22 protein-coding genes and 1 pseudogene are annotated in these 25,953 nt (G+C 69.2%); 11 read left to right on the forward strand and 12 right to left on the reverse strand.

What is annotated here, in order from left to right:
* Nucleotides 1-58 precede the first annotated feature (58 nt).
* Both rsgA and AZG88_RS30380 read left to right on the forward strand, forming a co-directional pair.
* On the forward strand, nucleotides 59-1,141 hold the full coding sequence (rsgA, locus tag AZG88_RS30375) for a ribosome small subunit-dependent GTPase A (RefSeq protein ID WP_025431671.1): 1,083 nt from the start codon (nucleotides 59-61) through the stop codon (nucleotides 1,139-1,141).
* 66 nt (nucleotides 1,142-1,207) lie between these two features.
* Nucleotides 1,208-2,083, forward strand: coding sequence for a class I SAM-dependent methyltransferase (locus tag AZG88_RS30380; RefSeq protein ID WP_025431670.1), 876 nt, complete (start codon nucleotides 1,208-1,210; stop codon nucleotides 2,081-2,083).
* Here AZG88_RS30380 and AZG88_RS30385 read toward each other — a convergent pair.
* From AZG88_RS30385 to AZG88_RS30395, 3 genes are all read right to left on the reverse strand, one after another.
* Nucleotides 2,055-3,578 carry a glycosyltransferase family 39 protein gene (locus AZG88_RS30385; protein WP_061699981.1) on the reverse strand — a complete coding sequence of 508 codons (1,524 nt, stop codon included), beginning with the start codon at nucleotides 3,576-3,578 and terminating at the stop codon, nucleotides 2,055-2,057. The two genes, AZG88_RS30380 and AZG88_RS30385, sit on opposite strands and share 29 nt — an antisense overlap.
* The gene (locus AZG88_RS30390; protein WP_061699982.1) at nucleotides 3,575-5,464 is read right to left on the reverse strand and encodes a glycosyltransferase; all 1,890 of its coding nucleotides are present in this window, start codon (nucleotides 5,462-5,464) and stop codon (nucleotides 3,575-3,577) included. The genes AZG88_RS30385 and AZG88_RS30390 overlap by 4 nt, the downstream gene beginning before the upstream one ends.
* An 81-nt stretch (nucleotides 5,465-5,545) precedes the next feature.
* Entirely contained in the window at nucleotides 5,546-6,349 is an 804-nt protein-coding gene (locus AZG88_RS30395) for a glycosyltransferase (protein ID WP_061699983.1), read from the reverse strand.
* A gap of 82 nt (nucleotides 6,350-6,431) precedes the next feature.
* Between AZG88_RS30395 and AZG88_RS30400 the strand changes: the two genes are divergently transcribed.
* A complete protein-coding gene (locus AZG88_RS30400; RefSeq protein ID WP_061699984.1) occupies nucleotides 6,432-8,615 on the forward strand; it encodes a hypothetical protein in 2,184 nt (727 codons plus the stop codon).
* Here the strand turns inward: AZG88_RS30400 and AZG88_RS30405 are convergent.
* A complete protein-coding gene (locus tag AZG88_RS30405) occupies nucleotides 8,587-9,438 on the reverse strand; it encodes an SGNH/GDSL hydrolase family protein (protein WP_061699985.1) in 852 nt (283 codons plus the stop codon). The two genes, AZG88_RS30400 and AZG88_RS30405, sit on opposite strands and share 29 nt — an antisense overlap.
* Before the next feature lie 61 nt (nucleotides 9,439-9,499).
* Nucleotides 9,500-10,123, reverse strand: a complete 624-nt coding sequence (locus AZG88_RS30410) for a helix-turn-helix domain-containing protein (RefSeq protein WP_061699986.1) — start codon at nucleotides 10,121-10,123, stop codon at nucleotides 9,500-9,502.
* Between the two features lie 86 nt (nucleotides 10,124-10,209).
* Between AZG88_RS30410 and AZG88_RS30415 the strand changes: the two genes are divergently transcribed.
* On the forward strand, nucleotides 10,210-11,166 hold the full coding sequence (locus AZG88_RS30415) for an NAD(P)/FAD-dependent oxidoreductase (protein ID WP_061699987.1): 957 nt from the start codon (nucleotides 10,210-10,212) through the stop codon (nucleotides 11,164-11,166).
* Here AZG88_RS30415 and AZG88_RS55365 read toward each other — a convergent pair.
* Both AZG88_RS55365 and AZG88_RS30425 read right to left on the reverse strand, forming a co-directional pair.
* Nucleotides 11,156-12,083, reverse strand: a pseudogene (locus tag AZG88_RS55365) (Gfo/Idh/MocA family protein). The gene AZG88_RS30415 and the pseudogene AZG88_RS55365 sit on opposite strands and share 11 nt — an antisense overlap.
* Complete coding sequence (locus tag AZG88_RS30425) at nucleotides 12,083-13,183, reverse strand: DegT/DnrJ/EryC1/StrS family aminotransferase (RefSeq protein ID WP_061699988.1); 1,101 nt, start codon at nucleotides 13,181-13,183, stop codon at nucleotides 12,083-12,085. Before AZG88_RS30425 ends, AZG88_RS55365 begins: the two are co-directional and overlap by 1 nt.
* 104 nt (nucleotides 13,184-13,287) lie before the next feature.
* Between AZG88_RS30425 and AZG88_RS30430 the strand changes: the two genes are divergently transcribed.
* From AZG88_RS30430 to AZG88_RS30440, 3 genes are all read left to right on the forward strand, one after another.
* A complete protein-coding gene (locus tag AZG88_RS30430; RefSeq protein ID WP_025431667.1) occupies nucleotides 13,288-14,007 on the forward strand; it encodes a DapH/DapD/GlmU-related protein in 720 nt (239 codons plus the stop codon).
* Nucleotides 14,008-14,076: 69 nt separating this feature from the next.
* Nucleotides 14,077-15,069: a lysylphosphatidylglycerol synthase transmembrane domain-containing protein gene (locus AZG88_RS30435; protein ID WP_061041974.1), complete on the forward strand. Its 993-nt coding sequence runs from the start codon at nucleotides 14,077-14,079 to the stop codon at nucleotides 15,067-15,069.
* Between the two features lie 10 nt (nucleotides 15,070-15,079).
* Nucleotides 15,080-15,871 (forward strand): class I SAM-dependent methyltransferase, encoded by a 792-nt coding sequence (locus tag AZG88_RS30440; RefSeq protein ID WP_061041973.1) that lies wholly within the window; start codon nucleotides 15,080-15,082, stop codon nucleotides 15,869-15,871.
* Here the strand turns inward: AZG88_RS30440 and rfbB are convergent.
* Entirely contained in the window at nucleotides 15,861-16,865 is a 1,005-nt protein-coding gene (gene rfbB, locus AZG88_RS30445; protein ID WP_061041972.1) for a dTDP-glucose 4,6-dehydratase, read from the reverse strand. The genes AZG88_RS30440 and rfbB overlap by 11 nt on opposite strands.
* Before the next feature lie 63 nt (nucleotides 16,866-16,928).
* Here rfbB and rfbA point away from each other — a divergent pair, with 63 nt between their 5' ends.
* The 4 genes from rfbA to AZG88_RS30465 are packed head-to-tail and all read left to right on the forward strand — an operon-like array spanning nucleotide 16,929 to nucleotide 19,789.
* Nucleotides 16,929-17,804, forward strand: coding sequence for a glucose-1-phosphate thymidylyltransferase RfbA (gene rfbA / locus AZG88_RS30450; protein ID WP_005248802.1), 876 nt, complete (start codon nucleotides 16,929-16,931; stop codon nucleotides 17,802-17,804).
* 1 nt (nucleotide 17,805) lies between these two features.
* On the forward strand, nucleotides 17,806-18,393 hold the full coding sequence (locus AZG88_RS30455; protein WP_037228147.1) for a dTDP-4-dehydrorhamnose 3,5-epimerase family protein: 588 nt from the start codon (nucleotides 17,806-17,808) through the stop codon (nucleotides 18,391-18,393).
* A gap of 57 nt (nucleotides 18,394-18,450) precedes the next feature.
* Nucleotides 18,451-18,957 (forward strand): polyketide cyclase, encoded by a 507-nt coding sequence (locus tag AZG88_RS30460; protein WP_005248804.1) that lies wholly within the window; start codon nucleotides 18,451-18,453, stop codon nucleotides 18,955-18,957.
* Between the two features lie 22 nt (nucleotides 18,958-18,979).
* On the forward strand, nucleotides 18,980-19,789 hold the full coding sequence (locus AZG88_RS30465) for an enoyl-CoA hydratase (RefSeq protein WP_005248805.1): 810 nt from the start codon (nucleotides 18,980-18,982) through the stop codon (nucleotides 19,787-19,789).
* A gap of 14 nt (nucleotides 19,790-19,803) precedes the next feature.
* On the opposite strand, the gene AZG88_RS30470 is transcribed toward AZG88_RS30465, so the two are convergent.
* The 4 genes from AZG88_RS30470 to rhaI are packed head-to-tail and all read right to left on the reverse strand — an operon-like array spanning nucleotide 19,804 to nucleotide 25,947.
* Nucleotides 19,804-21,252: a rhamnulokinase gene (locus AZG88_RS30470; protein ID WP_061699989.1), complete on the reverse strand. Its 1,449-nt coding sequence runs from the start codon at nucleotides 21,250-21,252 to the stop codon at nucleotides 19,804-19,806.
* Nucleotides 21,252-23,291: a bifunctional rhamnulose-1-phosphate aldolase/short-chain dehydrogenase gene (locus AZG88_RS30475; RefSeq protein ID WP_061699990.1), complete on the reverse strand. Its 2,040-nt coding sequence runs from the start codon at nucleotides 23,289-23,291 to the stop codon at nucleotides 21,252-21,254. Before AZG88_RS30475 ends, AZG88_RS30470 begins: the two co-directional genes overlap by 1 nt.
* Before the next feature lie 29 nt (nucleotides 23,292-23,320).
* Complete coding sequence (locus AZG88_RS30480; RefSeq protein ID WP_061699991.1) at nucleotides 23,321-24,766, reverse strand: L-fucose/L-arabinose isomerase family protein; 1,446 nt, start codon at nucleotides 24,764-24,766, stop codon at nucleotides 23,321-23,323.
* Nucleotides 24,766-25,947: an L-rhamnose isomerase gene (gene rhaI, locus AZG88_RS30485; RefSeq protein WP_005248809.1), complete on the reverse strand. Its 1,182-nt coding sequence runs from the start codon at nucleotides 25,945-25,947 to the stop codon at nucleotides 24,766-24,768. Before rhaI ends, AZG88_RS30480 begins: the two co-directional genes overlap by 1 nt.
* Between the last annotated feature and the right edge of the window lie 6 nt (nucleotides 25,948-25,953).

Raw genomic sequence — 25,953 nt, forward strand, 5'->3', positions numbered from 1 at the left:
TCGGTCGACGCCGTGTGCGTCCACTCCCCCTTCCCCCTCGCCTGACCGAACCCGTGCAGTGGTCCGGTCGGCACTCATCGACCCGAGGATCACACCCACCATGTTCGACCCTGGACAACTCCTGCCCTACGGCTGGAACGACACACTTTCCGACACCTTCGACAACTACCCGGCCGACGGTCGCGAGCCCGGGCGGGTGATCCGCGTGGACCGCGGTCGCTGCGACGTCGCCGCGCCCGCGGGTGTCGTCCGCGCGCTCGCCGGCGAGCACACCCTCTGCACGGGCGACTGGGTGACGCTCCACCGTCACGGCGACGAGATCGCCGTCGCCGACCTGCTCCCGCGGCGCAGCGCGATCGTCCGGTCGTCCGCGTCCGGGAGGTCGGAGGGCCAGCTCCTCGCGGCCAACGTCGACACGGTGGTGATCGCCGCCGGACTCGACACCACCCTCGATCTCGGACGCATCGAACGCCTGCTGGCCCTGGCGTGGGAGAGCGGCGCCCATCCGGTGGTCGCGCTCACCAAATCCGATACCGTGCAGGATGTTTCCCTCGCGACCGCCGAGGTGGCTGCGGTGGCGCCGGGTGCGACCGTGCTGGCGGTGAGTGCCGACACCGGCGACGGCATCGACGTCCTCACCGCCGTCATCGACGGGACGGTCGCGCTCATCGGACCGTCCGGCGCGGGCAAGTCGACGCTCGCGAACGCGTTGCTCGGCGAGGACGTGCTCGCGACCGGACGTGTCCGCGAGGGCGATCACAAGGGACGTCACACGACGGCGCACCGTGAACTCCTGCCGCTGCCCCACGGGGGCGCCCTGATCGACACGCCGGGACTGCGGGGTGTCGGCATGTGGGACGCCGCCGACGGCATCGACAAGACGTTTCCCGAGATCGAGGAGTTCGCGGCGCGGTGCCGGTTCGCGGACTGCTCGCACGGGACGGAACCCGGCTGCGCGGTGCAGGGCGCGGTGGAGCGCGGCGAATTGCCCGAGCGCAGGCTTGCCAGCTACCGCAAGCTGATTCGCGAGAACGGCTGGATCGCGTCACGCACCGACGCGAGGCTCCGGGCCGAGCGCGAACGCGAGTGGAAGAGCATCGCCCGCTGGCAACGGCAGATGTACCGCAGTCGCGGTCACTGACACGGGCGTGCGACCCGCATCCCGGTTCGAGCGGTGAGCCGGGATGCGGACTGGCAACATGGGTATATGTTCGATCTTCGGAGAAAGGCCCGTCTCAAGCTTCAACGTGCCATGTCCGAGGTGGTGGCCGAATCGGATCGGCGGTCCCGCGAGCTCACCGAGAACCAGCACGACCAGACCCTGGCCGAGCTGAGCGCGACCAACCAGGAACTCGCCCGGGTGCTGTCCGAGCTGTCCGATGCCCGCATGGAGATCTCCGACGTCCAGCAGCGGCTCGGCGAACTCGAGCAGCAGGCCCGCCGCGACATCACGCAGGCGCTGGACCTGCGGGCCACGAACGAAGCGGCGGCATTCGTGCTCGAGCACATGCCGAAGGCGCCCGTGTTCTGGAATCCGCAGGACACGCTGCGCTACGGCCTGTCGCAGGTGGAGGTCGAGGGGCTGGCCCTCGAGTTCGGGGTGGCGTCGGGCACCACGCTCCGGATCATCGTCGAACAGTTGAAGGACGCCGAGCACGAGGTGTTCGGGTTCGACGTGTTCTCCGGCCTGCCGCAGACGTGGCGCACCGGATTCCCGGCCGGGGAGTTCGCGCAGGAGAAACTGCCCCACGTCCGGGGCGCGCAGCTGGTGCCCGGACTGTTCGAGGACACGCTGTCGGGTTTCCTCGAAGAACACCCGGGACCGGTGTCGTTCGTGCATCTCGACGCCGACCTGTACTCGTCGACGAAGTCGGTGCTCGACCGGCTCGAACGGCGGCTGGTCGCGGGCACCGTGATCGTGTTCGACGAGTTCTTCAACTTCCCGGGCTGGCAGGAGCACGAGTACCGGGCGTGGACCGAGTTCGTCGACCGCACCGGCGTCCGCTTCGAGTACCTGAGCTACACCGCGAACCACGAGCAGGTGGTCGCGCGGATCACCGCACCAGCTTCACCGCCTGCGTGACGTTGAACGTCGCACGTTCGTCGATCCGCAGTCCGGACCGCGCGAGCGCGGCGAACGCCTCGGTGTCCTCGAAGTGGTACGGCGGCAGCGTCCACACCTCGTTGGACGTGTGCCGGATGATGCGCTGGGTGTCGCGTTCGTAGTCGGTGAAGAACCAGACCACGGAGCACGAGTCGAGCGCGCCCGCGAGGTCGGGGACGGCGAGTTCGTCGTCCCACAGCGACCCCCGGCTCGCGGCCGTGGTCCCGAGCCCGATGTCGCGGGTGCCGTCGAATGCCTCCGGTCGCACGTTCTTCACGAGCCGCAGCGACGTGGGGTTCCAGGCCGGCTTGTCGAACAGCACGCAGTCGCCGGGGCGGAGGTGTTCCCCGGCGAAACGGTTGACGGTGCTGAAGTCCATGCCGCTGGGTTTCGCCCACTGCTCGCGCTGTTCGAGGTAACTCGGCGATGCGGCCACCGCGAACACCGCGAGCACTGCGGCGGGCTGCCACCACTTCCCGGTCAGCGCGGCGAGGCAGAGTCCGCCGACGAGGGCCACGGCGGGCGTCGTGAACGTGAAGTACCGCGGGAGATACACCGGGCTGCGCAGGAGCGAGTACGCGAGCAGCGCAGCCATCGGCACCGCGATCCACGGCAACGCTACGGACAGCGCCGGGGGCAGACGGCGACCGCGCACCAGCGCCACCGACCCGGCCACCGCCAGCACGGCGAACAGCACCGCGAACCATGGTGCGCCGACGAACCACTGGTACTCGGCGACGGCCCGGGGCAGGTGGTCGTCGAGCGGCGGGATCCACGCCACCTGGACCGATTCACGGCGCACCAGTGCCACGAACGGCGCCGCGACCACCGCCCCCGCCGCCGTGGCCGACGTCCAACCGAGCCAGGACCGCCGGGCCTCGCGCAGCAGCAGGATCGTCAGCAGGTGCGCGGGAACGAGGGTGATCAGGTAGACGAACAACACGATCGACACCGCCAGGCCGGCGGCGTACAGCGCCCACAGCCACCAGCGCCGGAATCTCAGTGCCGCAAGGAGAATCACCGTCAGCCAGACCGCGGCCGCCGCCGTGGCCGCGTACCCGCGGGCCTCCGCGGCCGCCCACGTGACGCTGGGCAGGATCACGAACAGGATCCCGGACAGCACCGCCACCCGCCTGGTCGAGATCAGCGCACCGAGCACCACCACGCCTGCGCCCGCCGCGCCAGTGGCCAGGGCGCTCGGGAACCGCGCCGAGAACTCGGAGGCACCGAACGCCGCGAACCAGTAGTGCATCCCGACGTAGTACAACCCGTGCACGGCATCGATGTGGCCGAGCAGATTCGACAGGTCGGGCCGGGATCGCTGACTCGAATACAGCGTCGCGACCTCGTCGTACCAGAACGACGGACGCCAACTCCACGCCGCGCCGAGCACCACACCGACAGCGAAGACGAGGAACGAATCCCGGAGCAGCCCACGCACGTCGCGGGCCTGCAACGGTCCGGCCGACGTCACTGACCGTAGAGGCGAGCCCAGTTCTCCCGGCTGGTGAGCTGCGGCAACGCGTCCCGGTACTGGCGCTGCGCCGACGCCGCATCCTCACGGAACCGCTTCATCAGCTTCGCGGTCCGGGCCGTGAGCTCACGGGCCGTCTCCTTGTCGCGGCGGCGCACCCGCACCCCGGACTGGGAGGCGTCCGTGATGACGGCGGTGTCGAACAGCGACACGTGCCACCAGTGCGCCTCGGCCACAGGGATACTCGCGACACCGTGCTGGGTGCGGCCGAGCCACTGGTACGCGGCCCGCTTGGCGAGGACGAGGTCGAGCTTGCTCTTGTCCGGCTCGAAACCGGCGTACCGGGTGACGAGGTCGGAGTTGCGGACACCGGGAATGTTCGACGCGGGGTGCTTGACGGTTTCGGGGAACCGCTTGCGCTCCTCACGGATCGACGCCAGCACGGCCTGACCGCCGTCCTCGAGCACCTTCGGGCCCTCGAGGAAGTCCTCGATGCCGCGAATCATGGTGTACGCCAACCCGTACTGCATCGACACGAGGTACTGGGTGATCTCCCGCGTCATCATCTTGCTCAGCGACTTGGCGTCGAAGTCACTGTGCAGCGCGGCGGCGATCAGCGAGTTGCGGATGCTGAAGTACTTGGCCCAGTCGTCGCGATCCTTCCAGTGGAAATCCGCGTGCCACACACCGGCGTTGGGCAGTGTGACCGTGACGAATCCGGCGGCGCGGGCGCGGATGCCGTACTCGATGTCGTCCCACTGGAAGAACATCGGCAGCGGGAGCCCGATCTGCGCGACCACCTCGGCGGGGATCAGACACGACCACCACGCGTTGTAGCCGGCGTCGACGCGCTTGTTCTGCTTCTTCTTGACCAGGTTGATGTCGTGCCGCGACCCGGCCGCCCAGCGGCCCGCCTTCAGCTTCGACAGGTCCGCTTCCTCCGCGCTGACGTGCAGGTGTTCCGGGTTCATCAGGTACAGCATCTGCGCGCCGACGAGCGTCGGCTCCGTGGTGACGTTGGCGAATGCGTTCATCCGCAGGATCGACTCCGGCTCGCACAGGATGTCGTCGTCCATCAGGATCAGGTTGGCGTGCTCGTTGATGCCCGACACCTCGTACATGCCGCGGGTGAATCCGCCGGCCCCACCGAGGTTCGGCTGCCGCAGGTAGACGAGCTTGTCGCCCAGGATCTCGGCGACCTCGGTGAACTTCTCCCGGTCCGACACGTGGTCACTGCCCTGGTCGACCACGTACACGGCGTCGATGCCGGACGCCATCGTCGAGTCGTTCGCGATGGCGGCGACGGTCTCGGCGCAGTCGTCGGCGCGGTTGAACGTGCAGATCGCGATCGCGGCGGGCCGGATCACCGACGGCGCGGCGACGGTCCACTCCAGTTCGCTCACCGCGAGGGGGCCGTCGACGGCGGTGAACTCCACCCACAGGGACCCGCCGTCGAGGTAGGCGTCCAGCTTCGCCGACAGCGTCGCCGTGCCCGAGCCGTCGATCTCCGTCGTCGCGAGGATGCGCGAGTTTCCGCCCGAATCGGAGCCGCGCAGCGCCACCACGGCGCGACCGTCGGCCTGGTGGTGGAACCCGACGGTCACGTCGGTGACCGTGGTCCAGCGCTGGTAGTAGCTGGCCGCGAACCGGCCGAAGTACGTGTCGGTGTCGACCGTCGCGCCCTTCTCGAGGTGCACGACGTAACGCTCGCGGTGGGCGCGGCCCTTGACGATCCTGGCGTACAGGTCGTCCTTGACCCGGGTGGTCGGTCCGGTGAAGAGACCTCGCGCCACCACGAGGCGGTCGGGTGCGCGATGCTCGGTGAGAGCACTCCGTACCGCGGCCGTGCTCCCGTCCACAGGTGCTACCGACGCAGACTCGTTCATAGTGCTCCTACTGTTCCCCGCGAGAGGTGGGCTGGACCGTGCCACGGCGACGGCACGATCCTCTTCTCGGTTCGCAGGGTATCAACCTCGCGACGCGCTCCCCGACCATGCGAGGCGACCTCCGTCCCGGTGACGGGCCCGCAGCCGGAACAGCCCCACCCCCATCGCGAGCACATCTGCCCTGGATATGCGGGTTTCGTGGCTGTCGTGATCGTCGCTCAGACGCACCGGGACCTCGACCGGCACGATGCCCGCCCGCTCCACGAGGTAGACGAGTTCGGTGGTGAACAGGAACCCGGATTCGACGAGGTCGGGAACCAGTCCCCGCATCAGGTCGCCGTCCATCAGGACGGTGCCCTGGGGGTCGCCGGTGCGCATCCCGAGGACCACCCGCCGCAGCGCCGCGAAACCCCACGTCAGGGTGCCCCGGAGGGCGCCGCGCCGCACCTGCGAGTCGGGGTGGGCCTTGGAACCGATCACGACTGCGGGCAGCCGGCCGTCGTGGCCGGCGACGAGTTTCTCCGCGCCGTCGAGGTCGTCGAACCCGAACGGCAGGTCGTCGGCGGTCAGCAGCACGTGCGCGCCGCGACTCGCCTCCGCTCCCGTCCGCAACGCGTTGCCCATGCCCTTGTCGCTCCGCAGGACGATGAGCGACACGGGTCCGGGCGTCCAGTCGGCGGCGAGGCGGGTGCAGATGGCCACGGTGTCGTCGGTGGATCCGTTCTCCACCACGATGATCTCGACGTCGTGGCCGGCCAGTCGTTCGGCCACCCGGTGGACGGTCTGCTCGATGACGGCGGCGGAATTGTAGGCCGGGACGACGATCGACAGCGCCTTCGGCGCACGTGCGCCTTTCTGGTCGTGGGAACAACCGAAAAGGCGCACGGGCGCAGCCTAACTCGTAGGCTCGGAGTCCGTGGCACCCTCCGCGTCCGTGTCTTCGACGTTCACCCGATCGATACACCGCATGCCCGAGTGGATGGTGGCACTGGCGGTCGCAGTGGCTGCCGCGGCCGTCGCGACGATTCCCCGGATCGTGTACGACCGCTTCTACTACGGCGGCGACATGCTGGAATCGTTCGTGCCGTCCTGGCATCGGATCGGCACGGAACTCCTGGCCGGGCGGTGGCTCACCGTCAATCCCGACGCCTGGATCGGCGGAAACTACGCGGGCGAGGCCGCCTACGGTCTGTACAACCCGGTCAATCTGGCCAACTACATCCTGGCCGCGAAATTCGAGAACCTGTCCGTCGCGGCGTTCGTGATCATGGCCGAGTTCCTCGCGCTGTTCGCCCTCGCGACGTATCTGCTGTGCCGCGAATACGGCGCCCGCCGCGGTCCCGCGATCCTCGCCGGACTGACGATTCCGTTCAGCGGTTTCACCCTGTTCTACGAGGCGGCGGGCTGGCCGTCCGGGATGATGGCCGTCGCGTGGGTGACGCTGTTCTGGTGGTCGGCGCTCCGCCTCTCCCACGGTCGCACGAATCCGCTGGTCACCTTCGTGATCGGCGCGCTGACGGTGAGCATGGGCAACCCGTACGCCGCGCTCGGTGCCGTCGTCGTTCTCCTCGGCATCGGGATCGGCCTACTGGCCCAGCGGCAGTTCTTCCGGTTGCTCGTGCTGGTGATCACCGGCGCGTGCGCGGGCACCGCCGCGCTGGTGACGTACCTGCCGCTGTTCCTCAGCGTCGACGTCACCACCCGCGCCGGCAGCACCGGCATCTTCAACGACACGTTCCTGCAACCGCAGATCGGCGGCCTCGCGGGAATGAGCAGCCCGTCATATCTCCCCGTGATCATGACGTTCGGGGGTCCCGTCGAGGTGATCCCGTCGCTGTACCTCGCCTGGTTCGTGCTGCCGCTGCTGCCGTGGCTGCCGTGGGGCCGGATCCGCGCGCTGTTCGGGTCCGCGGAGTTCCGTCGCGCGCACGGCCGACCACTGATCAGCCTGGCCGTGATCGCGGTCGTCTACTTCCTCTTCACGTTCGGACCGTCGAACGTCGGGATGTTCCGGTGGCCGATCCGGCTCGTCGAATACCTGTACCTGTGCGTCGTGATCGGCCTGGCGCTCGCGCTGTCGCTGGGGATCGCGCGCGACCGGGTGTGTCCCCGGGCGACGGCGTCGGCGGTGCTGATCGCGCTGGGCTTCTATCTGGCGTTCTCGTCCTCGCCGGCCCTGACGCTGCGGCACACGCTGTTCGCGCTGCTCGTCGCGGCGCTGTGCGTGCTCGCGTACGCCGCCTGGCGCACTCGGGGCCCGAATGCTCTCGTCGCTGCCCTGGTTCTGGGAACCGTGGTGGTGGCGGCCGCGCAGGTCTGGTCCCTCACCCGCGACGTCGAGCGCGGCAGCCGCGTCGACCCGGCGAGTACGTCGGTGCTGTCCGAGCAGACGGACCGCTACCAGGGCACCGTGCTGCAACTCGCCGACCTGGACGACACGTCCCACGAGGACGTCACCGCCGGGCGGATCCTGTTCGGCAACGAGATCATGGCGTCGTCCGTCGAGGGCAGCATCAACGCCTACACCGGCATCGGGTTCACCGAGTTCCAGGAAGCCCTGTGCATGGACTACCGCGGCGCCGTCTGCCCCGGGGTGTACGGGGCGCTCTGGCAGCCGGTGAACGCGGACATCCCGATTCCGCTGATCGACTACCTCCGGGTGTCGACGCTCGTCGTAGAGCACGGGCTCGTGCCCGAGGTCGCGACGGCACCGCCCCCACCCGGCTGGCACGTCACCGAGCGCAGCGACTCCCGGACGGTGTTGCAGCGGGACCGGCCGCTGCCCCTGCCCGGACGCGTGTCGTTCGCGTCCGACGGCGTCCGGGTCCTCTCGTCCGACACGAGCGCGGCGACGGAGACCGTGCGGGTGGCGGGCAGCGGCGGCACCGTCTCGTTCGCGCGCCTCGCGTGGCCCGGCTACTCGGCCACCGTCGACGGCGAACCGGTAGACGCGACCGCCGGGTGGCACGGTCTGCTCGAGGTGTCGGTGCCGCCGGGCGGCCACGAACTGGTCGTGACGTTCCGCCCGCCGCGGCAGAGCCTCTCCGTAGCGGCATTCGGCGCCGCGACGGTCGTGGTGCTGATCCTGTCCGTCGTCGATGCGGTGGTACGCCGGCGCAAGCTCAGCGCGGCGACCACCCGGACGACCTGAACGCCGACACGTCGGCGGACCCGGATCCCGCGACCGCCGCGGACGACAACGCGTCGGCGATCAGCTGGTGCCCGATCTGGTTCGGGTGGTCACCGTCGTCGGCCAGCAGTCCGGTGGGGTCGCCGTCGCCCCACGTCCCCTTGAACGTGCTGAACAGGTCGACGTACGTGGCGCCCTCGGCACCCGCGACCTCCGAGATGACGTCGTTGGCACGCAACGTCAGCACGGCGCTGTCCCGGAGGAACTGCGGACCGAACAACTCGCGGGCCACGTCGCCGTCCGGGAAGACGTCCCAGTACCCGGTGACCAGCACCGCGGTCGGCTGACCGGCCCGCAGTTCGGCGATGCGGTCGAGCACGGACGTCAGCGTGGTCTGCAGCTGCGGGAGGACGGGTTCGAAGCAGCCGAGCCCGTCGTCGCCACCGCAGTCGCCGCCCAGGTAGTCGTCGAGTTCGGCGTAGAAGTCGTTGGCGCCGATCGTGACGGTGACGAGGTCGGCGTCGCGGACGGCGTCGGCGTCGTATTCGCCGGGATCGAGGGAGTCGAGCAGGTCGGTGCTGGTCCAGCCCCCGACACCCAGGTTGGCCACCTGCACGGGCAGCGCGTCGTCGCCGGACAGCTGATCACCGAACAGTTCCACGAACGGCGTGCAGCCGGGGCATCCGTCACCGGCCGGGATCGAATCCCCCAGGCCCACCAGAGTCGCACCCGCAGGCGGTGATTGTGGCTGCGGCTGAGCGACGGGCGGTGCCACCGTCGTGGAACAGCCGGCGAGGACCGGAATCACGACCGCTACGGGAACACCGAGAATCCAGCGTCGCACGGGGCCTCCCCATCACGTCCTGCGCCTCGGAGGGAGCGCTCGTCACCGGTCCGGACGAATTCTACCGACGGTCGCGCTCGGCTGCCGTTCCCCGCGGGACCGTGCGGACGTGCGCCCGCTCGCCCTGGGGACCGAACAGGCTGAGGATCTCCGCCGGTTGCGGTCCGGGGTTGCCGAACCAGTGCGGGACGTGGGTGTCGAACTCCGCGACCTCCCCCGGCGTCAGGATCACGTCGTGTTCGCCGAGCAGCAGTCGCAGCCGGCCGGACAGAACGTACAGCCATTCGTAGCCCTCGTGGACCTGCAGGTTCGGGATGCCGTTCGGGTCGCCCGGCGGGATCACGTGCTTGAACGCCTGGATCCCGCCTGGCCTGCGCGTCAGCGGGATGATCGTCGAGCCGTTCCGCTCGAGGGGTCGCAGATGGACGCGAGGGTCGCCGGTGGCGGGTGCGTCGACGAGCTCGTCCAGGGGCAGCTGGTGAGCGCGGGCCAGTAGGAGCATCAGCTCGAGGGTGGGTTTCCGCTGGCCGGACTCGAGCCGCGACAGGGTGCTCACCGAGATCCCGGTGGACTCGGAGAGCTGGGCGAGGGTCGCGCCGCGCTGCTGACGGAGTGCTTTCAGCCGCGGTCCCACGGCGTCGAGGACGCCGTCCAGATCGGGTACGTCGTCGTTCACACCCACCATGTTGCCACAGCGGCAAACTTGCTTGCCAGTTTTGCGGCCTCCCCGGACAGTGGACGTCACGAGGTCGACGAACGAAGGAGAACGCGATGGAAGACAGTTACGACGTAGTGGTCGTCGGTGGCGGCGCGGCCGGACTCGGCGGGGCACTGGCCCTGTCGCGGGCACGCCGCTCGGTGCTCGTGATCGACGCGGGCGCCCCGCGCAACGCACCGGCCGGGCACGTTCACAACTATCTCGGCCGAGAGGGCACCCCTCCCGGCGAACTACTGGCCATCGGACGCGAGGAGGTCGCCGGGTACGGCGGTGAGATCGTGACCGGCACCGTCACGTCCGCCGACAAGGTCGATGACGGACAGTTCCGGGTGACGCTCGCGGACGGCGCGACCGTGCGGGCGCGGAGACTGCTCGTGACCACCGGCCTCGTCGACGTGCTCCCCGACATCCCCGGGGTGGCCGCGCGATGGGGACGCGACGTCCTGCACTGCCCGTACTGCCACGGCTGGGAGGTCCGAGACCAGCCGGTCGGCGTCCTCGCCGGCAGTCCGCTGGCGGTGCACCAGGCGCTGATGTGGCGGCAGTGGACCGAGAACGTGACGCTGTTCCTGAACGACGCGGACGAACCCACCGGCGAGGAGTACGAGCAGCTCGCCGCACGCGGCATCGCCGTGATCGACGGCGGCGTGGCCGGGCTCGAGGTGCAGGGCGACCGGCTGACCGGTGTCCGGCTGCGCACGGGTCAGGTCATCCCCCTCACCGCCGTGGTGGTCCCGCCCCTGTTCAGGGCCCGCGCCGAGTTCCTCACGAGCCTCGGCCTGGACACCACCGAGATGGAGATGGCCGGCCACGTGATCGGCACCGCCGTCGCCTCCGACGCGACCGGCGCCACCGCGGTTCCGGGGGTATGGGTGGCAGGCAACGTCGCAGACCCGAAGGCGCAAGTGATCGTCGCCGCCGGAGCCGGCCTGAGCGCCGCGGCAGCGATCAACGCCGACCTCATCATGGAAGACACCCGCCTGGCGGTCGCCGGGGCGCTCAGCCGGTAGCCGACACCGTCGCCTCGTGGACCACCCGATGCGCGGGCAGGATCGAGTCGCGCTCCGCGTCGGCATCCGGCGGCGAGGGGTTCGTCGCTGTAGCGGAGGGTGGGGATCTCGATCACCGTCTGCTGCTTGTAGCCGTCGCGGTCGGCGGGCAGGTCGTCGTCGATGTGCCGGTAGATGGTGATGTCGCGGCGCAGGAGGTCGATCTCGATCAGGCGGTCCGGCTCCAGCAGCGACAGCTGCCGGACCTTCCGCTGACTCACCCGGCTGGCCGAGATGGTGGCCACCGCACCGGATTCGAAACGCAGCACCGCCTCCGCACAGTCCTCGGCCTCGTTCCGCCGCGAACGGTCGTGGAAGTACCCGAACTCGGCCTTCACGCCGACGGGCGGTGATCCGACGAAACCGATTGCGAGGTCGACGTCGTGGATCAGCAGGTCGGTCGCGACGCCGGTGGGGATGCGGGAGACGAACGGCGAGTGCCGGATTCCGTTGACCTGCCACACGTCGCCGGCGAATTCGCGTGCCGTCCGGACCGCCGGATTGAATCGCTCGAGCAGGCCGCACATCAGCGGGACACCCGTCGCGGCGGCGCGTTTCACCAGATCCGTGCTCTCCTCGTACGTTGCGGCGAGCGGCTTTTCGACGAGCACCGGCTTGCCGAGGTCGAGGACGCGGCCCGCCAACTCGTAGTGGGCGGGTGTCGCCGCCGCGACGACGGCGGCGTCGATGCCGTCCAGCTCGTCGAAATCCGCAGCCCATGCGGTGTCGAACCGTGCGGCGACCTCCCGCCCGTGTTCCTCACGCGGTTCCACGAGCAGGGCGAGGTCACACAGCGAGGACTGCGCGAGCACGCGGGCGTGCAGCGAACCCATCCTGCCGGATCCGATGAGCGCGATCCGTGGTCGCGTGGACGTCATCACACCTCCATCGCCTCGCGCACCGCGGCGACGATCCGGTCGACCTCGTCGGCGGAGAGCGCGGCGTGGACGGGGATGCTCAGGCACCGGCGGGCCACGGACGTCGCGACCGGCGTGGGCGAGGCGATCACCCGGGGATGCTCGCGGTAGCAGTCGTAGTCGTAGACGGTTCTCGGGTAGTAGACACCGCTGCCGACTCCCCGATCTCCCAGACGCTGCGCGAGGATGTCGCGGTCGATCGGCGCATCGGGTGCGAGGATCACGGTGAACTGGTGCCACACGTGTCCGCGGCCCGCGAGTTCCGAAGGCAGAACGAGACCTTCGACGTCCTTCAGACCGGTCCGCAGTGCCTCGGCATTACGCCGGCGCGACTCCACCTGCTGCAGATAGGAACCCAGCTGCGGCAACCCGAGACTGGCCTGCAGATCCGTCATCCGGAAGTTCTGGCCCGCCATCTCGTACTCGTAGCGGCGTCGCATGCCCTGATTCCGCAGCACCCGTAACCGGTCGGCCACCGCGTCGTCGTCCGTCGTGACCATGCCGCCCTCGGCGGTGGTGAGATTCTTCGTGGCGTAGAACGAGAAGCAGCCGAGCCCGAAACTGCCCGCACCCTTGCCGTCGAACGTGGCACCGTGCGCCTGCGCGGCGTCCTCGACGACGGCGAGTCCCCGGGTCTCCGCCAGCGGCATCAGCGCCCCCATGTCCGCGGTCTGCCCGTACAGATGCACCGGCATCAGCACCCGGGTGCGCTCGTTCACGCACTGCGCCACGGCGTCGGGGTCGAGCGCGAAATCAGCCTCCCCGATGTCCGCGAACCGGGCCGTCGCGCCGGAGTCGAGAATCGCGTTGAGCGTGGCCACGAACGTGAACGGGGTGGTGAGCACCTCGTCGCCCGGTTGGAGATCCAGCACCCGCAGTGCCGCGATCAGCGCGGTGGTGCCGCTGTTGACGGCCACGGCGTGCCGGGTGCCGACGAGTGCGGCGAACCCCTCCTCGAACCTCGCGACCTTCGGTCCCTGCACGACCATCCCTGATCGCAGGGTGTCGAGAACCTCGCGCTCGACGTCCTCTCCGAAAGAGATACTCGAGATCGCGATCACGGTTCCTCCGATAGATTGACGTGCGTTCACACCGTCTTCACAGATTGCACCCTCTTGAAGGTTCCCACGGTCTGCACGGCTCCTGGAAGGAATCGCCAACTTTCATGACCATCGGTGAAAACTGCGAGATCCACCCGACCGTCGTGATAGGCGACGGCGTCACGATCGGGGACCGCGTGAGCATCGGACCATATGCCGTCCTCACCGGCCCGCTCGACATCGGCGACGACTGCTGGATCGGCGCGCACGCGACGCTCGGGGCGCCGCCGGAGTGGATCGGGAAGACGCATCCGCGCACGTGGACAGAGATCAGTCCGCATCAGGGTGTCGTGATCGGCGCGGGCACCGTGATCCGGGAGATGAGCGCCGTCCAGCAGGGAGCCGAGCGGCCGACGACCATCGGGCGCGGCGGATTCGTCATGAACCACACGTCCGTCGAGCACGACGTCCGGATCGGCGACGACTGCGTCCTCTCGCCGTCCAGCACCCTCGGCGGTCACGTGACTCTCGGCGACGGCGTCAATCTCGGTATGAGCGCGGTGGTGCATCAGCGGCGGGTGATCGGTGCGCGGGCGATGGTCGGAATGGGATCGGTCGTCGCCAAGGACATTCCGCCGTTCGCCACGGTGTTCGGCAACCCCGCCGCCCTGCGCGGCACCAACCGGGTGGGCATGAGCCGCGCCGGGATCGCCGACCGGGACATCGCGGCGGTGGCGAAGGTGTATGCCTCGGGGCGGCTCGACGCCGACGCGGAACTCCCGAACTCGCTCGCCGACGCGTTCGCCTGGTGGCGGGAGCTGGCGGTGAAACCGCTCGTTTCCTGATCCGGCGCCCTCCGATTGCTATCGTCGGAAACGAACGCTGCGCTGCCGCAGCGCACTGCCGGTGAGGGGGTGGTTCTCGTGGACACCGATCCCGAGATCGTCCCGGACCGCGGCGGTCGCGCCGTCCTGATGAACGCGCTGCGGATCCTCGTCACCCTCGCGATCGTCGTCGCCGTCGTGTTCGCCGTGAAATCGCAGTGGGCCGAGGTCAGGGACACGATCACCCAGCTGGACTGGTGGGCGCTCGCCGTCTCCGCGGTGTTCGTCTTCCTCGGCATGGGCGCGGCGGTGCGCGCGTGGCAGCACGCGCTCGGCGCCCTCGAACACCCGATCCCCGCCTTCGACGCCGCCCGCTGCTACCTGGTCGGTCAGCTCGGCAAGTATCTGCCGGGCAGCGTGTGGGCGTTCGTCCTCCAGACCGAGCTCGTGCGCCGGGCCGGGGTGTCGCGGGCCAACGGATTCGTCGCCGTCCTCGTCACCGTCGGGCTGAGCATCACGTCGGCGCTGGTCGTCGGGCTGCTGGCGCTGCCCGCCCTGTTCCACATCAGCACCGTCGCGGCGGTCGCGGTGATCGTTCTCGTCCCGATCGCGCTCGTCTGCTGCTACCCACCGGTCCTCACCCGGCTCGTGAACCTGGCCCTGCGGATCCTGCGGCGCGCCCCGCTGCAGCGGCAGCTGACCATGCACAAGATCGGGCTGGCCCTCGGCTGGTGCGCCGTCAGCTGGGTCCTCTACGGGGTGCATCTGTGGTTCCTCGCGTCGAGTTCGGCGGGATTCGAGGCGGGCACCCTGGTGCAGTGCATCGGCGCGATCGCCCTCGGCATGTGCGCCGGCGTGCTGGTGGTCGTCGCGCCGTCCGGCATCGGGGTCCGCGAGGCCGTCGTCGTCGCGGCTCTGTCCCCGTTCATGGACAGCGGGGTCGCGCTCGGGCTGGCCCTCGCGTCACGCCTGGTGTTCACGCTGTGCGAGGTGCTCGCCGGCTTCGTCGCCGCGATCGCCGGTTCGCGTTCGCTGCGCAACGCCCTCGTCCACGAGGATTCCCGGGTACCGCAGCCGTCCTGAGGAGATCGCGATGACGGACGCCTGGGAGATCGATCCCGCGTACGAGCGCTACATCGGCCGCTGGAGCCGGCCGGTCGCGACGCAGTTCCTGCGGTGGCTGGCCACCGGCCCGGGCGGTGCATGGTGCGACGTGGGTTGCGGGACGGGCGCCCTCGCACACGCCGTTCTCCGCACGGCGGATCCGGCCCGGGTGGTCGGCGTCGAACCGTCGCAGCCCTTCGCGGCGGCGGCTCGGGCCGGCACGGACGATCCCCGCTTCGACGTCCGGTCGGGCACCGCCGAATCCATCCCCGCCGAGGACGGCGAGTTCGACCGCGTGGTGTCCGGGCTCGTCCTCAATTTCGTTCCCCATCCGATCGACGGGCTCGCCGAGATGCGCCGAGTCACGCGAACCGGCGGGACGGTCGCCGGGTACGTGTGGGACTACGCCGAGGGAATGCAGATGATTCGCGCGTTCTGGGACGCCGCCCGCGAACTCGACGAGGCGGCCGCGGACCTCGACGAGGGCGTCCGCTTCCCGCTCTGCCGGCCGCAGCCTCTCCGCGACGCACTGTCCACCGCGGGGCTGGCCGCGGCGGAGGTGCACCCACTCGACGTGCCCACCGTGTTCGCCGACTTCGACGATTTCTGGCGGCCGTTTCTGGGCGGGCAGGGACCGGCACCCGGATACTGCGCGTCCCTGCCCGCCGTGCGTCGAGACGAGCTTCGCGACCTGCTCGATGCCCGCTCGCGGCGCGACGAGGCCGGCCGCATCGCACTGACGGCGAGAGCGTGGGCGTTTCGCGGAACCGTCAGCCGATGACGGATTCCGTGGCCGCGTACGCCTTCTCCGCGGATTCCTTCTGCGCCCGCCACCACGACTCGTTGTCGCGGTACCAGCGCACGGTGGCCTCGAGTCCGCTACGGAAATCCTTGTACTGCGGCGTCCAGCCCAGTTCGGTGCGCAGCCGCGTCGAATCGATCGCGTAGCGCAGGTCGTGGCCCGGGCGGTCGGTGACGAAGTCGAGGTCGTCGGCGTCGCGGCCGAACAGTTCGAGCAGCGTTCCGACGACGGTCCGGTTGTCGACCTCGCCGTCCGCGCCGATCAGATACGTCTGACCGAGACTCCCCTTCTCCAGGACCGTCCAGACGGCCGCGTTGTGGTCGTCGACGTGGATCCAGTCGCGCACGTTCTTCCCGCTGCCGTACAGACGGGGACGCACCCCGTCGATCAGGTTGGTGATCTGGCGCGGAATGAACTTCTCGACGTGCTGGTACGGGCCGTAGTTGTTGGAACAGTTCGACAGGGTGGCCCGCACCCCGAACGACCGCGCCCAGGCCCGCACCAGCAGGTCGCTGGACGCCTTGGTGGCCGAGTACGGGCTCGACGGGTTGTACGGGGTCGACTCGGTGAAGCGCTCGGGATCGTCCAGTTCGAGGTCGCCGTACACCTCGTCGGTGGAGATGTGGTGATACCGGACGTCGTGGGCGCGGACGGCCTGCAACAGCGAGAACGTGCCCATCACGTTCGTCTGCACGAACGGCGTCGGATCGGCCAGCGAATTGTCGTTGTGCGATTCCGCGGCGAAGTGGACCACCGCGTCCGAGCCCGCGACCAGACGGTCCACCAGCGCGAAATCCGCCACGTCGCCGTGCACGAACTCGATGCGGTCGGCCACCGGGTCGAGCGACTGCCGGTTGCCGGCGTACGTCAGCGCGTCGAGCACCGTCACCTGCACGTCCGGGCGCTCGGCGACCGTCTGGTGCACGAAGTTCGCACCGATGAACCCGGCGCCGCCTGTCACGAGAAGCCTCATGTGCACCCACCCTAGTGGCGCGCCCGAGTTTCTATCCGACGCGAACACTGGAACACTGCGCACATGCGCGGAATCATCCTGGCAGGGGGCACCGGGTCCCGATTGCACCCGATCACTCTCGGAGTGAGCAAGCAACTGGTCCCGGTCTACGACAAGCCGATGATCTACTACCCGCTCTCCACCCTGATGCTGGCCAACATCCGGGACATCCTCGTCATCACCACCCCGCACGACGCCGAGCAGTTCCGCCGGCTCCTCGGCGACGGCTCCCAGTTCGGGGTGAACCTCACGTACAAGGTGCAGGAGGAACCGAACGGCCTGGCGCAGGCGTTCGTGCTCGGCGCCGACCACATCGGCAACGAGTCCGTGTCCCTCGTGCTCGGCGACAACATCTTCTACGGCCCCGGTCTCGGTTCCCGGCTGAACCGGTTCGAGAACATCGACGGCGGCGCCGTGTTCGCCTACTGGGTGTCCGATCCCAGTTCGTACGGTGTGGTCGAATTCGACGACACGGGCCGGGCGATGTCCATCGAGGAGAAGCCCGCCACCCCGAAGTCGAACTTCTCGATCCCCGGCCTGTACTTCTACGACAACGACGTCGTCTCGATCGCGCGCGATCTGAAGCCGTCGGACCGCGGCGAGTACGAGATCACCGACGTCAACCAGGCGTACCTGCAGGCCGGACGGCTGCAGGTCGAGGTGCTTCCCCGCGGAACCGCGTGGCTCGACACCGGCACCGTCGATTCACTGCTCGAGGCGTCGAACTTCGTGCGCACGCTCGAACACCGGCAGGGGCTGAAGATCGGCGTCCCGGAAGAGGTCGCGTGGCGCCGCGGGTTCATCACCGACGCCGAATTGTGTGCCCGCGCCGAGACTCTCGGCAAGTCGGGATACGGCGACTATCTCCTCGAACTTCTCGAACGCGGCAAGGACTGGTGACGTGGAGTATCGGGAACTGAAGGTTCCGGGCGCCTGGGAGATCACCCCGAGGCAGTTCGGCGACGACCGCGGCGTGTTCCTCGAATGGTTCAAGGGCTCGGAGTTCGAGGCCGCCGTCGGGCACAGCCTCGAACTCGCGCAGGCCAACTGCTCGGTGTCCGCCGCCGGTGTCCTGCGCGGCATCCACTTCACCGACAACCCGCCCGGGCAGGCGAAATACGTCACGTGCGTCAAGGGCGCGTTCCTCGACGTGATCGTCGACCTGCGCGTCGGGTCGCCGATGTTCGGGCAGTGGGATTCGGTGCTCATCGACGACGCCGACCGCCGCGCCGTCTACCTTCCGGCCGGTGTCGGCCACGCGATCCTGTCCCTCGAGGACGCGTCGACCGTGATGTACCTGTGCTCGATCGAGTACACCCCGGCCCTCGATCACGACCTCCATCCACTCGATCCCGAACTGGGAATCGACTGGCCCACGGTGGGCCGGGACGGCAGCCCGCTGACGTTCCAGCTGTCCGAGAAGGATTCGGCCGCACCGTCTCTGAAACAGGCCATGGACGCCGGAGTGCTGCCCACCTTCCCCATGTGAGTGTTTTTGCGTGCCCGAGCACTCGATGGCACTCACATGGGGTGGCAGGATGCGGACATGACAACTGACACCGGCGAGCGGTTGGAGGTCCGGCGGGCTGTCGCCGCGGACCCGGCGACGATCTTCGGCCTGCTCTGCGATCCCGAGGGACATGTGGCGATCGACAGTTCCGGGATGCTGATGTCCGCGGAAGGGGACCGCGTCACGGCGGCGGGCGACACGTTCGTCGTGCACATGGACCGCGACGCGTTGAACGACTTCGACCTCGGCCTCTACGACGTGACGGTGACGATCGAGACGTTCGTGCCCGACCGGGAGATCTCCTGGAAGGTCCTCGGGCAGATCCGGCCGCAGATCGGGCACGTGTACGGCTACCGACTCGAGCCGATCGACGAGGGAACGATGGTGACGTCGTTCTACGACTGGTCGTCCATCGACCCGGTGTGGCGCGAGTCCGGGATCTTCCCGGTGATTTCCGAAACCGCCCTGCGCGCGACACTGGGCATCCTCGCGCGCACGGTCGCCCCCGGGCGTCCACGACCGCAAATCGATCCAGAGAATTGAAACGTGTTCTAGTATCGAGTGCGTGAACTTCGTCGTCGTCGACCATCCCCGGCCGGGCATCGCCCTGGTGACGCTCAACCGCCCGGAACGCATGAATGCGATGGCGTTCGACGTGATGATCCCGTTCCGCGACGCACTCGAGGAGATCAGCAACGACAACGCGGTGCGCGCGGTGGTGATCACCGGCGCGGGCCGCGGCTTCTGCTCCGGCGCCGACCAGAGGTCCGCGGGCACGCTCCCCCACGTGGACGGCCTCACCCCGCCGACCGTCGCCCTGCGGGCCATGGAGATGCTCGACAACGTGGTGCTCTCGCTCCGCCGGATGCACCAGCCGGTGATCAGCGCGGTCAACGGCGCGGCCATCGGCGGCGGCCTGTGCCTGGCGCTCGCCTCCGACATCCGGATCGCGGCGGAAGACGCCTACTTCCGGGCGGCGGGCATCAACAACGGCCTGACCGCGAGCGAACTGGGCCTGAGCTACCTGCTGCCGCGGGCGATCGGTTCGTCCCGGGCGTTCGAGATCATGCTGTCCGGGCGGGACGTGCACGCCGACGAGGCCGAGCGGATCGGACTCGTGTCGCGGTGCGTGCCCGGCGAGGACCTCCTGGACGAATGCTTCGACCTCGCCGAGCGCATGTCGCGGTTCTCCCGGCCCGGCCTGGAACTGACGAAGCGCACGCTGTGGTCCGGGCTCGATGCCGCCTCACTCGAAGCCCACATCCACCAGGAGGGTCTCGGGCAGCTGCTCGTGCGGCTGCTGACCGACAACTTCGAAGAGGCCACCGCCGCACGCAAGGACAAGCGCGAACCCCGGTTCCGGGACCGGCGCTAGGGCAGAGCCAGGCGTCAGGCCCGGGACAGCGAAGCGGCCGACGGTGCGAACTCGCGCAGGGTGAACGAGTTCGACACGACCGCACGGAGTTCGGCGAGTCCCCCCGACAGCACACCGGCCGCCCGCGCCTGCACCAGGACGTTGCCGAGGGCGGAACCCTCGACGGGTCCGGCGACGACGGGCAGCCCGGTGGCATCCGCCGTCAGCTGGCACAGCAGGGCGTTCTGGGATCCGCCGCCGACGATGTGCACCACGTCGATCGGCGTGCCGGTGAGCTCGACGACCGACTGCACCGACCGCCGGTACGCGTCCGCGAGACTGTCCAGCACACATCGGATCACCTCGGCCGGGCCGTCCGGAACGCGCTGACCCGTCCGCGCGCATTCGGCGGCGATGCGGGCGGGCATGTCGCCCGGCGGCAGGAACACCGGCAGGTCCGGGTCCACGACGGAACCGAGGTCGGTCAGCGCTGCGGCGTCCTCCAGCAGTTCCTGCAGCGACACCTCGAGCCCGTCCGCCTGCCACTGCCGTATCGACTCCTGCACCAGCCACATGCCCATCACGTTCCGCAGCAACCGGGTGGTGCCGTCGACGCCGGCCTCGTTGGTGAACCCTGCCGCCCGCACGTCCTCGGTGCGCACGGGGCCGGGCAGTTCCGTTCCCACCAGCGACCACGTCCCCGACGCGATGTACGCGAACCGCGTGCTCGCCGCGGGCACCGCGACGACGGCGGACGCCGTGTCGTGACTGCCGACGGCCACCACCACCGGCGTGGCCCCGATCTCTTCGGCGACGTCGGGCCGGACCGGTCCGATCGCCGAACCGGGCTCCGCCAACGGTGGCAGCACGCGGTCGTCGAGACCGAGCCGGGCGACCAGCGCACGGTCCCAGTCGCGGCTCACCGGATCGAGCAGACCAGTGGTGGACGCGTTGGTCACCTCGCCGACGCGAATCCCGCTGAGCCAGTATGCCAGAAGGTCGGGGATCATCAGCAGCTGCTCCGCGACGTCGAGCCGCTGCGCGCCGCTCTCCCGTTCGGCCAGCAGCTGGTACACCGTGTTGAACGGCAGTTGCGCGATGCCGTTGCGCTCGAACAACTCCCGATCCGGTATCGACGATCGCACCCCGGCCGCGACGCCCCACGTCCGCTGGTCGCGGTAGTGGTACGGCATCCCGAGGAGGGAGCCGTCGCCGCCGAGCAACCCGTAATCCACCGCCCACGTGTCGATTCCGATCGACACGAGGACGTCACCGCGGGCCTCGGCCTCCGTTGCCGCGGCCCGCAGTCCGTCGACCACACCCCGGTAGAGGCCGGCGAGATCCCAGTGCAGCGACCCGTCCAGCCGCACCGGGCGGTTCGGGAAGCGCGCGACCTCGTCGAGGGTGATCACGCCGTCGGCGACGCGGCCCAGCATCACCCGCCCACTGGACGCGCCCAGGTCGATCGCGGCGAATGCGTCCATCAGCGCAGGAACGCCGCAGCGACACCGGCATCCACGGGGATGTGCAGTCCGGTCGTGTGCGTGAGGTCGCCGCCGGTGAGCGCGAACACCGCGTTCGCGACGTGCTCGGGCAGCACCTCCCGCTTGAGCAGGGTGCGCTGCGCGTAGTACTCGCCCAGCTTCTCCTCCTCGACGCCGTACACGGCGGCCCGCTTGGCGCCCCAGCCGCCCGCGAAGATGCCCGAGCCTCGCACCACACCGTCCGGGTTGATGCCGTTGACGCGGATGCCGTACTCGCCCAGCTCCGCCGCGAGCAGCCGCACCTGGTGCGCCTGGTCGGCCTTCGTCGCCGAGTAGGCGATGTTGTTGGGCCCGGCGAACACCGAGTTCTTCGACGAGATGTAGACGATGTCGCCGCCCATCACCTGGGCGGTCATCACCCGCGCCGCCTCCCTCGACACCAGGAACGAGCCCTTCGCCATCACGTCGTGCTGTAGGTCCCAATCCTTCTCGGTGGTCTCGAGCAGCGGCTTGGAGATCGACAGTCCGGCATTGTTGACGACGAGGTCGACTCCGCCGAACGCCAGGACCGCGGCCTCGAACGCCGCGGCGACCTGGTCGGCGCTGGTCACATCCGCTGCGACGCCCACGGCGACGTCGCTGCCGCCGATCTCGGCGGCGGCCTCTGCGGCCTTCGCCTGGTCGAGGTCGGCGATGACGACGCACGCGCCCTCCGCGGCGAGGCGCTGCGCGATCGCCTTGCCGATTCCCGACGCCGAACCGGTGACCAGGGCGATGCGGGTGGCGAGCGGCGCCGGTCTCGGCATCCGCGCCAGCTTCGCCTCCTCGAGGGCCCAGTACTCGATGCGGAACTTCTCCCGCTCGTCGATCGGCTGGTACGTGGAGATGGCCTCGGCGCCGCGCATCACGTTGATCGCGTTGACGTAGAACTCGCCCGCCACCCGCGCGGTCTGCTTGTTCGCGCCGAACGAGAACATCCCGACGCCGGGGACCAGGACGATGGCCGGGTCGGCGCCGCGCATCGCCGGGCTGTCCGGCTCCGCGTACTCGGCGTAGTACCGGGCGTAGTCCTCGCGGTAGGTCGCGTGCAGGGCACGCAGTCGCGCCGTGACGTCCTCGAGCGACGCGGTCGGCGGCAGGTCGAGGACCATCGGCCGGACCTTGGTGCGGAGGAAATGGTCGGGGCACGACGTGCCCAGCGCGGCGAGACGCGGATGCTCCTGCGCCGCCAGGAAGTTCAGCACCTCGTCACTGTCGGTGAAGTGCCCCACCTGCGGACGATCGGTGGAGGCCAGTCCACGCAGCAGCGGGAACAGTGCGGCGGCGCGGCGGCGGCGCTCCTCTGCGGGCAGTGCACCGTAGCCCGCGATCGCGGGACCGAACGGCTCCTCGCGGCCGTTGTCGGCGATGAACTGCTCGGCGGTGCGGATGATCTCGAGCGAACGCTGCTCGCATTCCTCACTCGTCGACCCCCATGCGGTGATGCCGTGACCTCCCAGGATGCAGCCGATCGCCTGCGGGTTCGCCTCAGCGACGGCCGAGATGTCGAGGCCCAGCTGGAAACCGGGGCGGCGCCACGGAACCCACACCACACGGTCGCCGAAGCACTTGCGGGTCAGCTCCTCACCGTCCGCGGCGGTCGCGAACGCGATGCCGGAATCGGGGTGCAGGTGGTCGACGTGCGGCGCGTTCACCAGACCGTGCATGGCGGTGTCGATGGACGGCGCGGCGCCGCCCTTGCCGTGCAGGCAGTAGTCGAACGCGGCGACCATGTCGTCCTCGGCGTCGAGTCCCGGGTAAACATCGGTCAGGGCGCGGACCCGGTCGAGGCGCAGCGCGGCGAGACCGGCGGGCTTCAGCGTGCCGAGGTCACCGCCGGAACCCTTCACCCAGACGAGTTCCACCTCGGCGCCGGTCACGGGGTCGACGTCGGTGCCCTTGGCGGAGGTGTTGCCGCCGGCGTAGTTGGTGTTCCGAGCGTCGGCGCCCAGTCTGTTGGACCGTGCGATCAGTTCGGCGATGGTGCTCGTGGCGTTCACTTCTAGTTTCTCCCTCGAGGTTCTTGAGTTCAGACCCGGATGAATTCGATGCCGAGCAGCTCTGCTGCGGCCTTGATCGCGCCGGCACGGTGCCCGACGCACAACGCCCAGTGGTGACCGGTCCCGGTGGCACTCCACTCGTCCGTCCACTCCCCCGGATCCCGGCCGAAGTCGACCCGGGACGTGGTGTTGCCGATCGCCAGGAGCGGTCCGGAGACCACTTCGCCCTCGGACGCGATGAACGAGTACGAACCGTCGCGGTTCTGCCCGACCGCGAAGGTCGTGACGGGCCCGTGGGTCACGTCGAACTCGACGCTGACGCCGTACCCCCGCTTGCCGTGATAGACACCGAGACCGCGGAGCAGCGGTTCGGCGGAAGAGATCTGCAGATGCGCCGGTCCGTCGTGACCCATCTCGACGACCCCGTCGCGGAAGTTCAGTGCCTGCAGTTCCGTGAACGATCCACCGGCGCCCATCCGGTCCGCGACCAGCATCGCGACCGCGGTGCGAATATCGTACTCCCCGGCCAGCGGAATACCGCGGGCGGTGAGCAGGGACGCTCCGAGAATCATTCCGGCGCCGAGCTGTTCGTGCAGTTCACCGTCGAGCCCGCGATGGTAGTACGCCATGGCGTCGAGCGCGAAGTCCGCGACGAGGCGGTCGAGTCCGACGGAGACCCTGGCTCCCCATGCGAGATCGTCCGCGTTCACCGAACTGTCGAGCGCGAAAACCTCTTTCGCGAGTGCGACGCGGTCGGCCGTCTCACGATCGGAGACCGCATCGACCCGCACCCGGAGGTCGTCGAATTCGAGCACCTCCACGTGCGCGCCGAACTGCGACGACAACAGGGTCATGTCGGTCGAGATGTCGAGCATCCCCGGGTACAGGTGACCCATGAGCCCCAGACGGGCGTGCCGCAGGGCGGCTCGTGCCGAGGCGGCACTCACCCAGGCGTCGATGCGCCGCCAGGCGTTCTCGTCGTGCAGGTAACCGGACACCGACCGGAAGTCGATGCCGCTGCGCCGGAACACGTTCGCGACCTCCGGCAGCGGGCACTGCCCGCAGTAGGCCAGCCACGTTCCCGTGTCGGTGTTCGCGTGATCCATCGCCTCGGTCGGCTGCAGATCGATCAGCAGCACCGGTACGTTGGTCCGCTGCGCGATCGGCAGCACCATCGACGACGTCAGGTAGGTGGTCAGGAAGATCACCACCAGGTCGCAGTCGGCCTGCCTCAGCGTCTCGGCCGCGGCCGCGGACTCCTGCGGGTCCGAGACGAAGCCGGCGTCGACGACCTGACAGTCCTGCTCCTCGAATCGGCCCGTCACGTACCGGACGGACTCCTGCAGGACGCCCCGGAGCCCGGGGAACTGCGGCCAGTAGGCGCCGAGCCCACCTGACACCAGCCCCAGCCGGGTCTTCCTGGGACGCACGCGTTCGAGGCGGGCGGGCACGGTGTCTGCCGTCGTCGCGGTCATCACGCGCCCCAGCTCGCCTGGTTTCCGCCGACCCGCTCGCGCTCGATCCGCTCCAGGTATCCGGAGCGCGCGAATGCGCCGACCGGGTCGGCGTCCCTGCCCTGCGATTCGCGCAGTTCGGCCAGCAGCGGCCGGACGTCGGTGTTGTACCCGTCCATCAGCACGGCGTGAGCACCGAGCACGTCACCCGACTGCTGGGCCGCCTCGAGTGCGTCCCCGTCGACGAGCAGTGCCTTGGCCGTGGCTTCCTGGACGTTCATGATCGACCGGATCTGGCCGGGAATCTTCGGCTCGATGTTGTGGCACTGGTCGAGCATGAAGTTCACCCCGGAGTCCGGGAGATGCGCGCCCGCCCGGACGATCTCGTGCATGATCCGGAACAGCTGGAACGGGTCCGCGGATCCGACGATCAGGTCGTCGTCGGCGTAGAAGCGGGAGTTGAAATCGAAGGCCCCGAGCCGTCCCTGCCGAATCAGCTGGGCGACGATGAATTCGATGTTCGTGCCCGGCGCGTGATGACCGGTGTCCAGGACCACCTGTGCCTTCTCGCCCAGTGCCAGGCAGTGCAGCAGCGACGTTCCCCAGTCGGGGATGTCGGTGGTGTAGAAGTACGGCTCGAAGAACTTGTACTCGATCAGCAGGCGGTGATCGTCGTCGAGTTCGGCGTAGATCTTCTGCAGCGAATCGGCGAGCCGATCCTGCCGGGCGCGGATCGAATCCTGGCCGGCGTAGTTGGTGCCGTCGGGCAGCCACAGCTTCAGATCCTTCGAGCCCGTGGCCCGCATGACGTCGATGCACTCGACGTGGTGGGCGACCGCCTTCGCCCGGATCTTCGGGTCGGCGTTGGTGAGCGACCCCAGCTTGTAGTCGTCGTCCTGGAATACGTTGGAGTTGATCGCACCCAGCGACACCCCCTGATCGGCGGCGAATGCGGCGAGTTTGCCGAAGTCGTCGACGTGGTCCCACGGGATGTGCAGCGACACCCTCGGCGCCGCACCGGTCACCCGGTGCACCTGGGCGGCGTCCTCGATCTTCTCGTAGGGGTCGCGTGGGACGCCGGCCGTGGCGAACACCTTGAATCGGGTTCCGGAATTCCCGTAAGCCCAACTGGGCACTTCGATCCCGAAGTCGGCGAGGGCGGAGATGTCGCCGGCCGTGCGCCGAGTGTCAGTTGCCGTCATGGTGAA

It is taken from the genome of Rhodococcus sp. LB1, assembly GCF_001583455.1.
GTDB lineage: Bacteria > Actinomycetota > Actinomycetes > Mycobacteriales > Mycobacteriaceae > Rhodococcus_F > Rhodococcus_F opacus.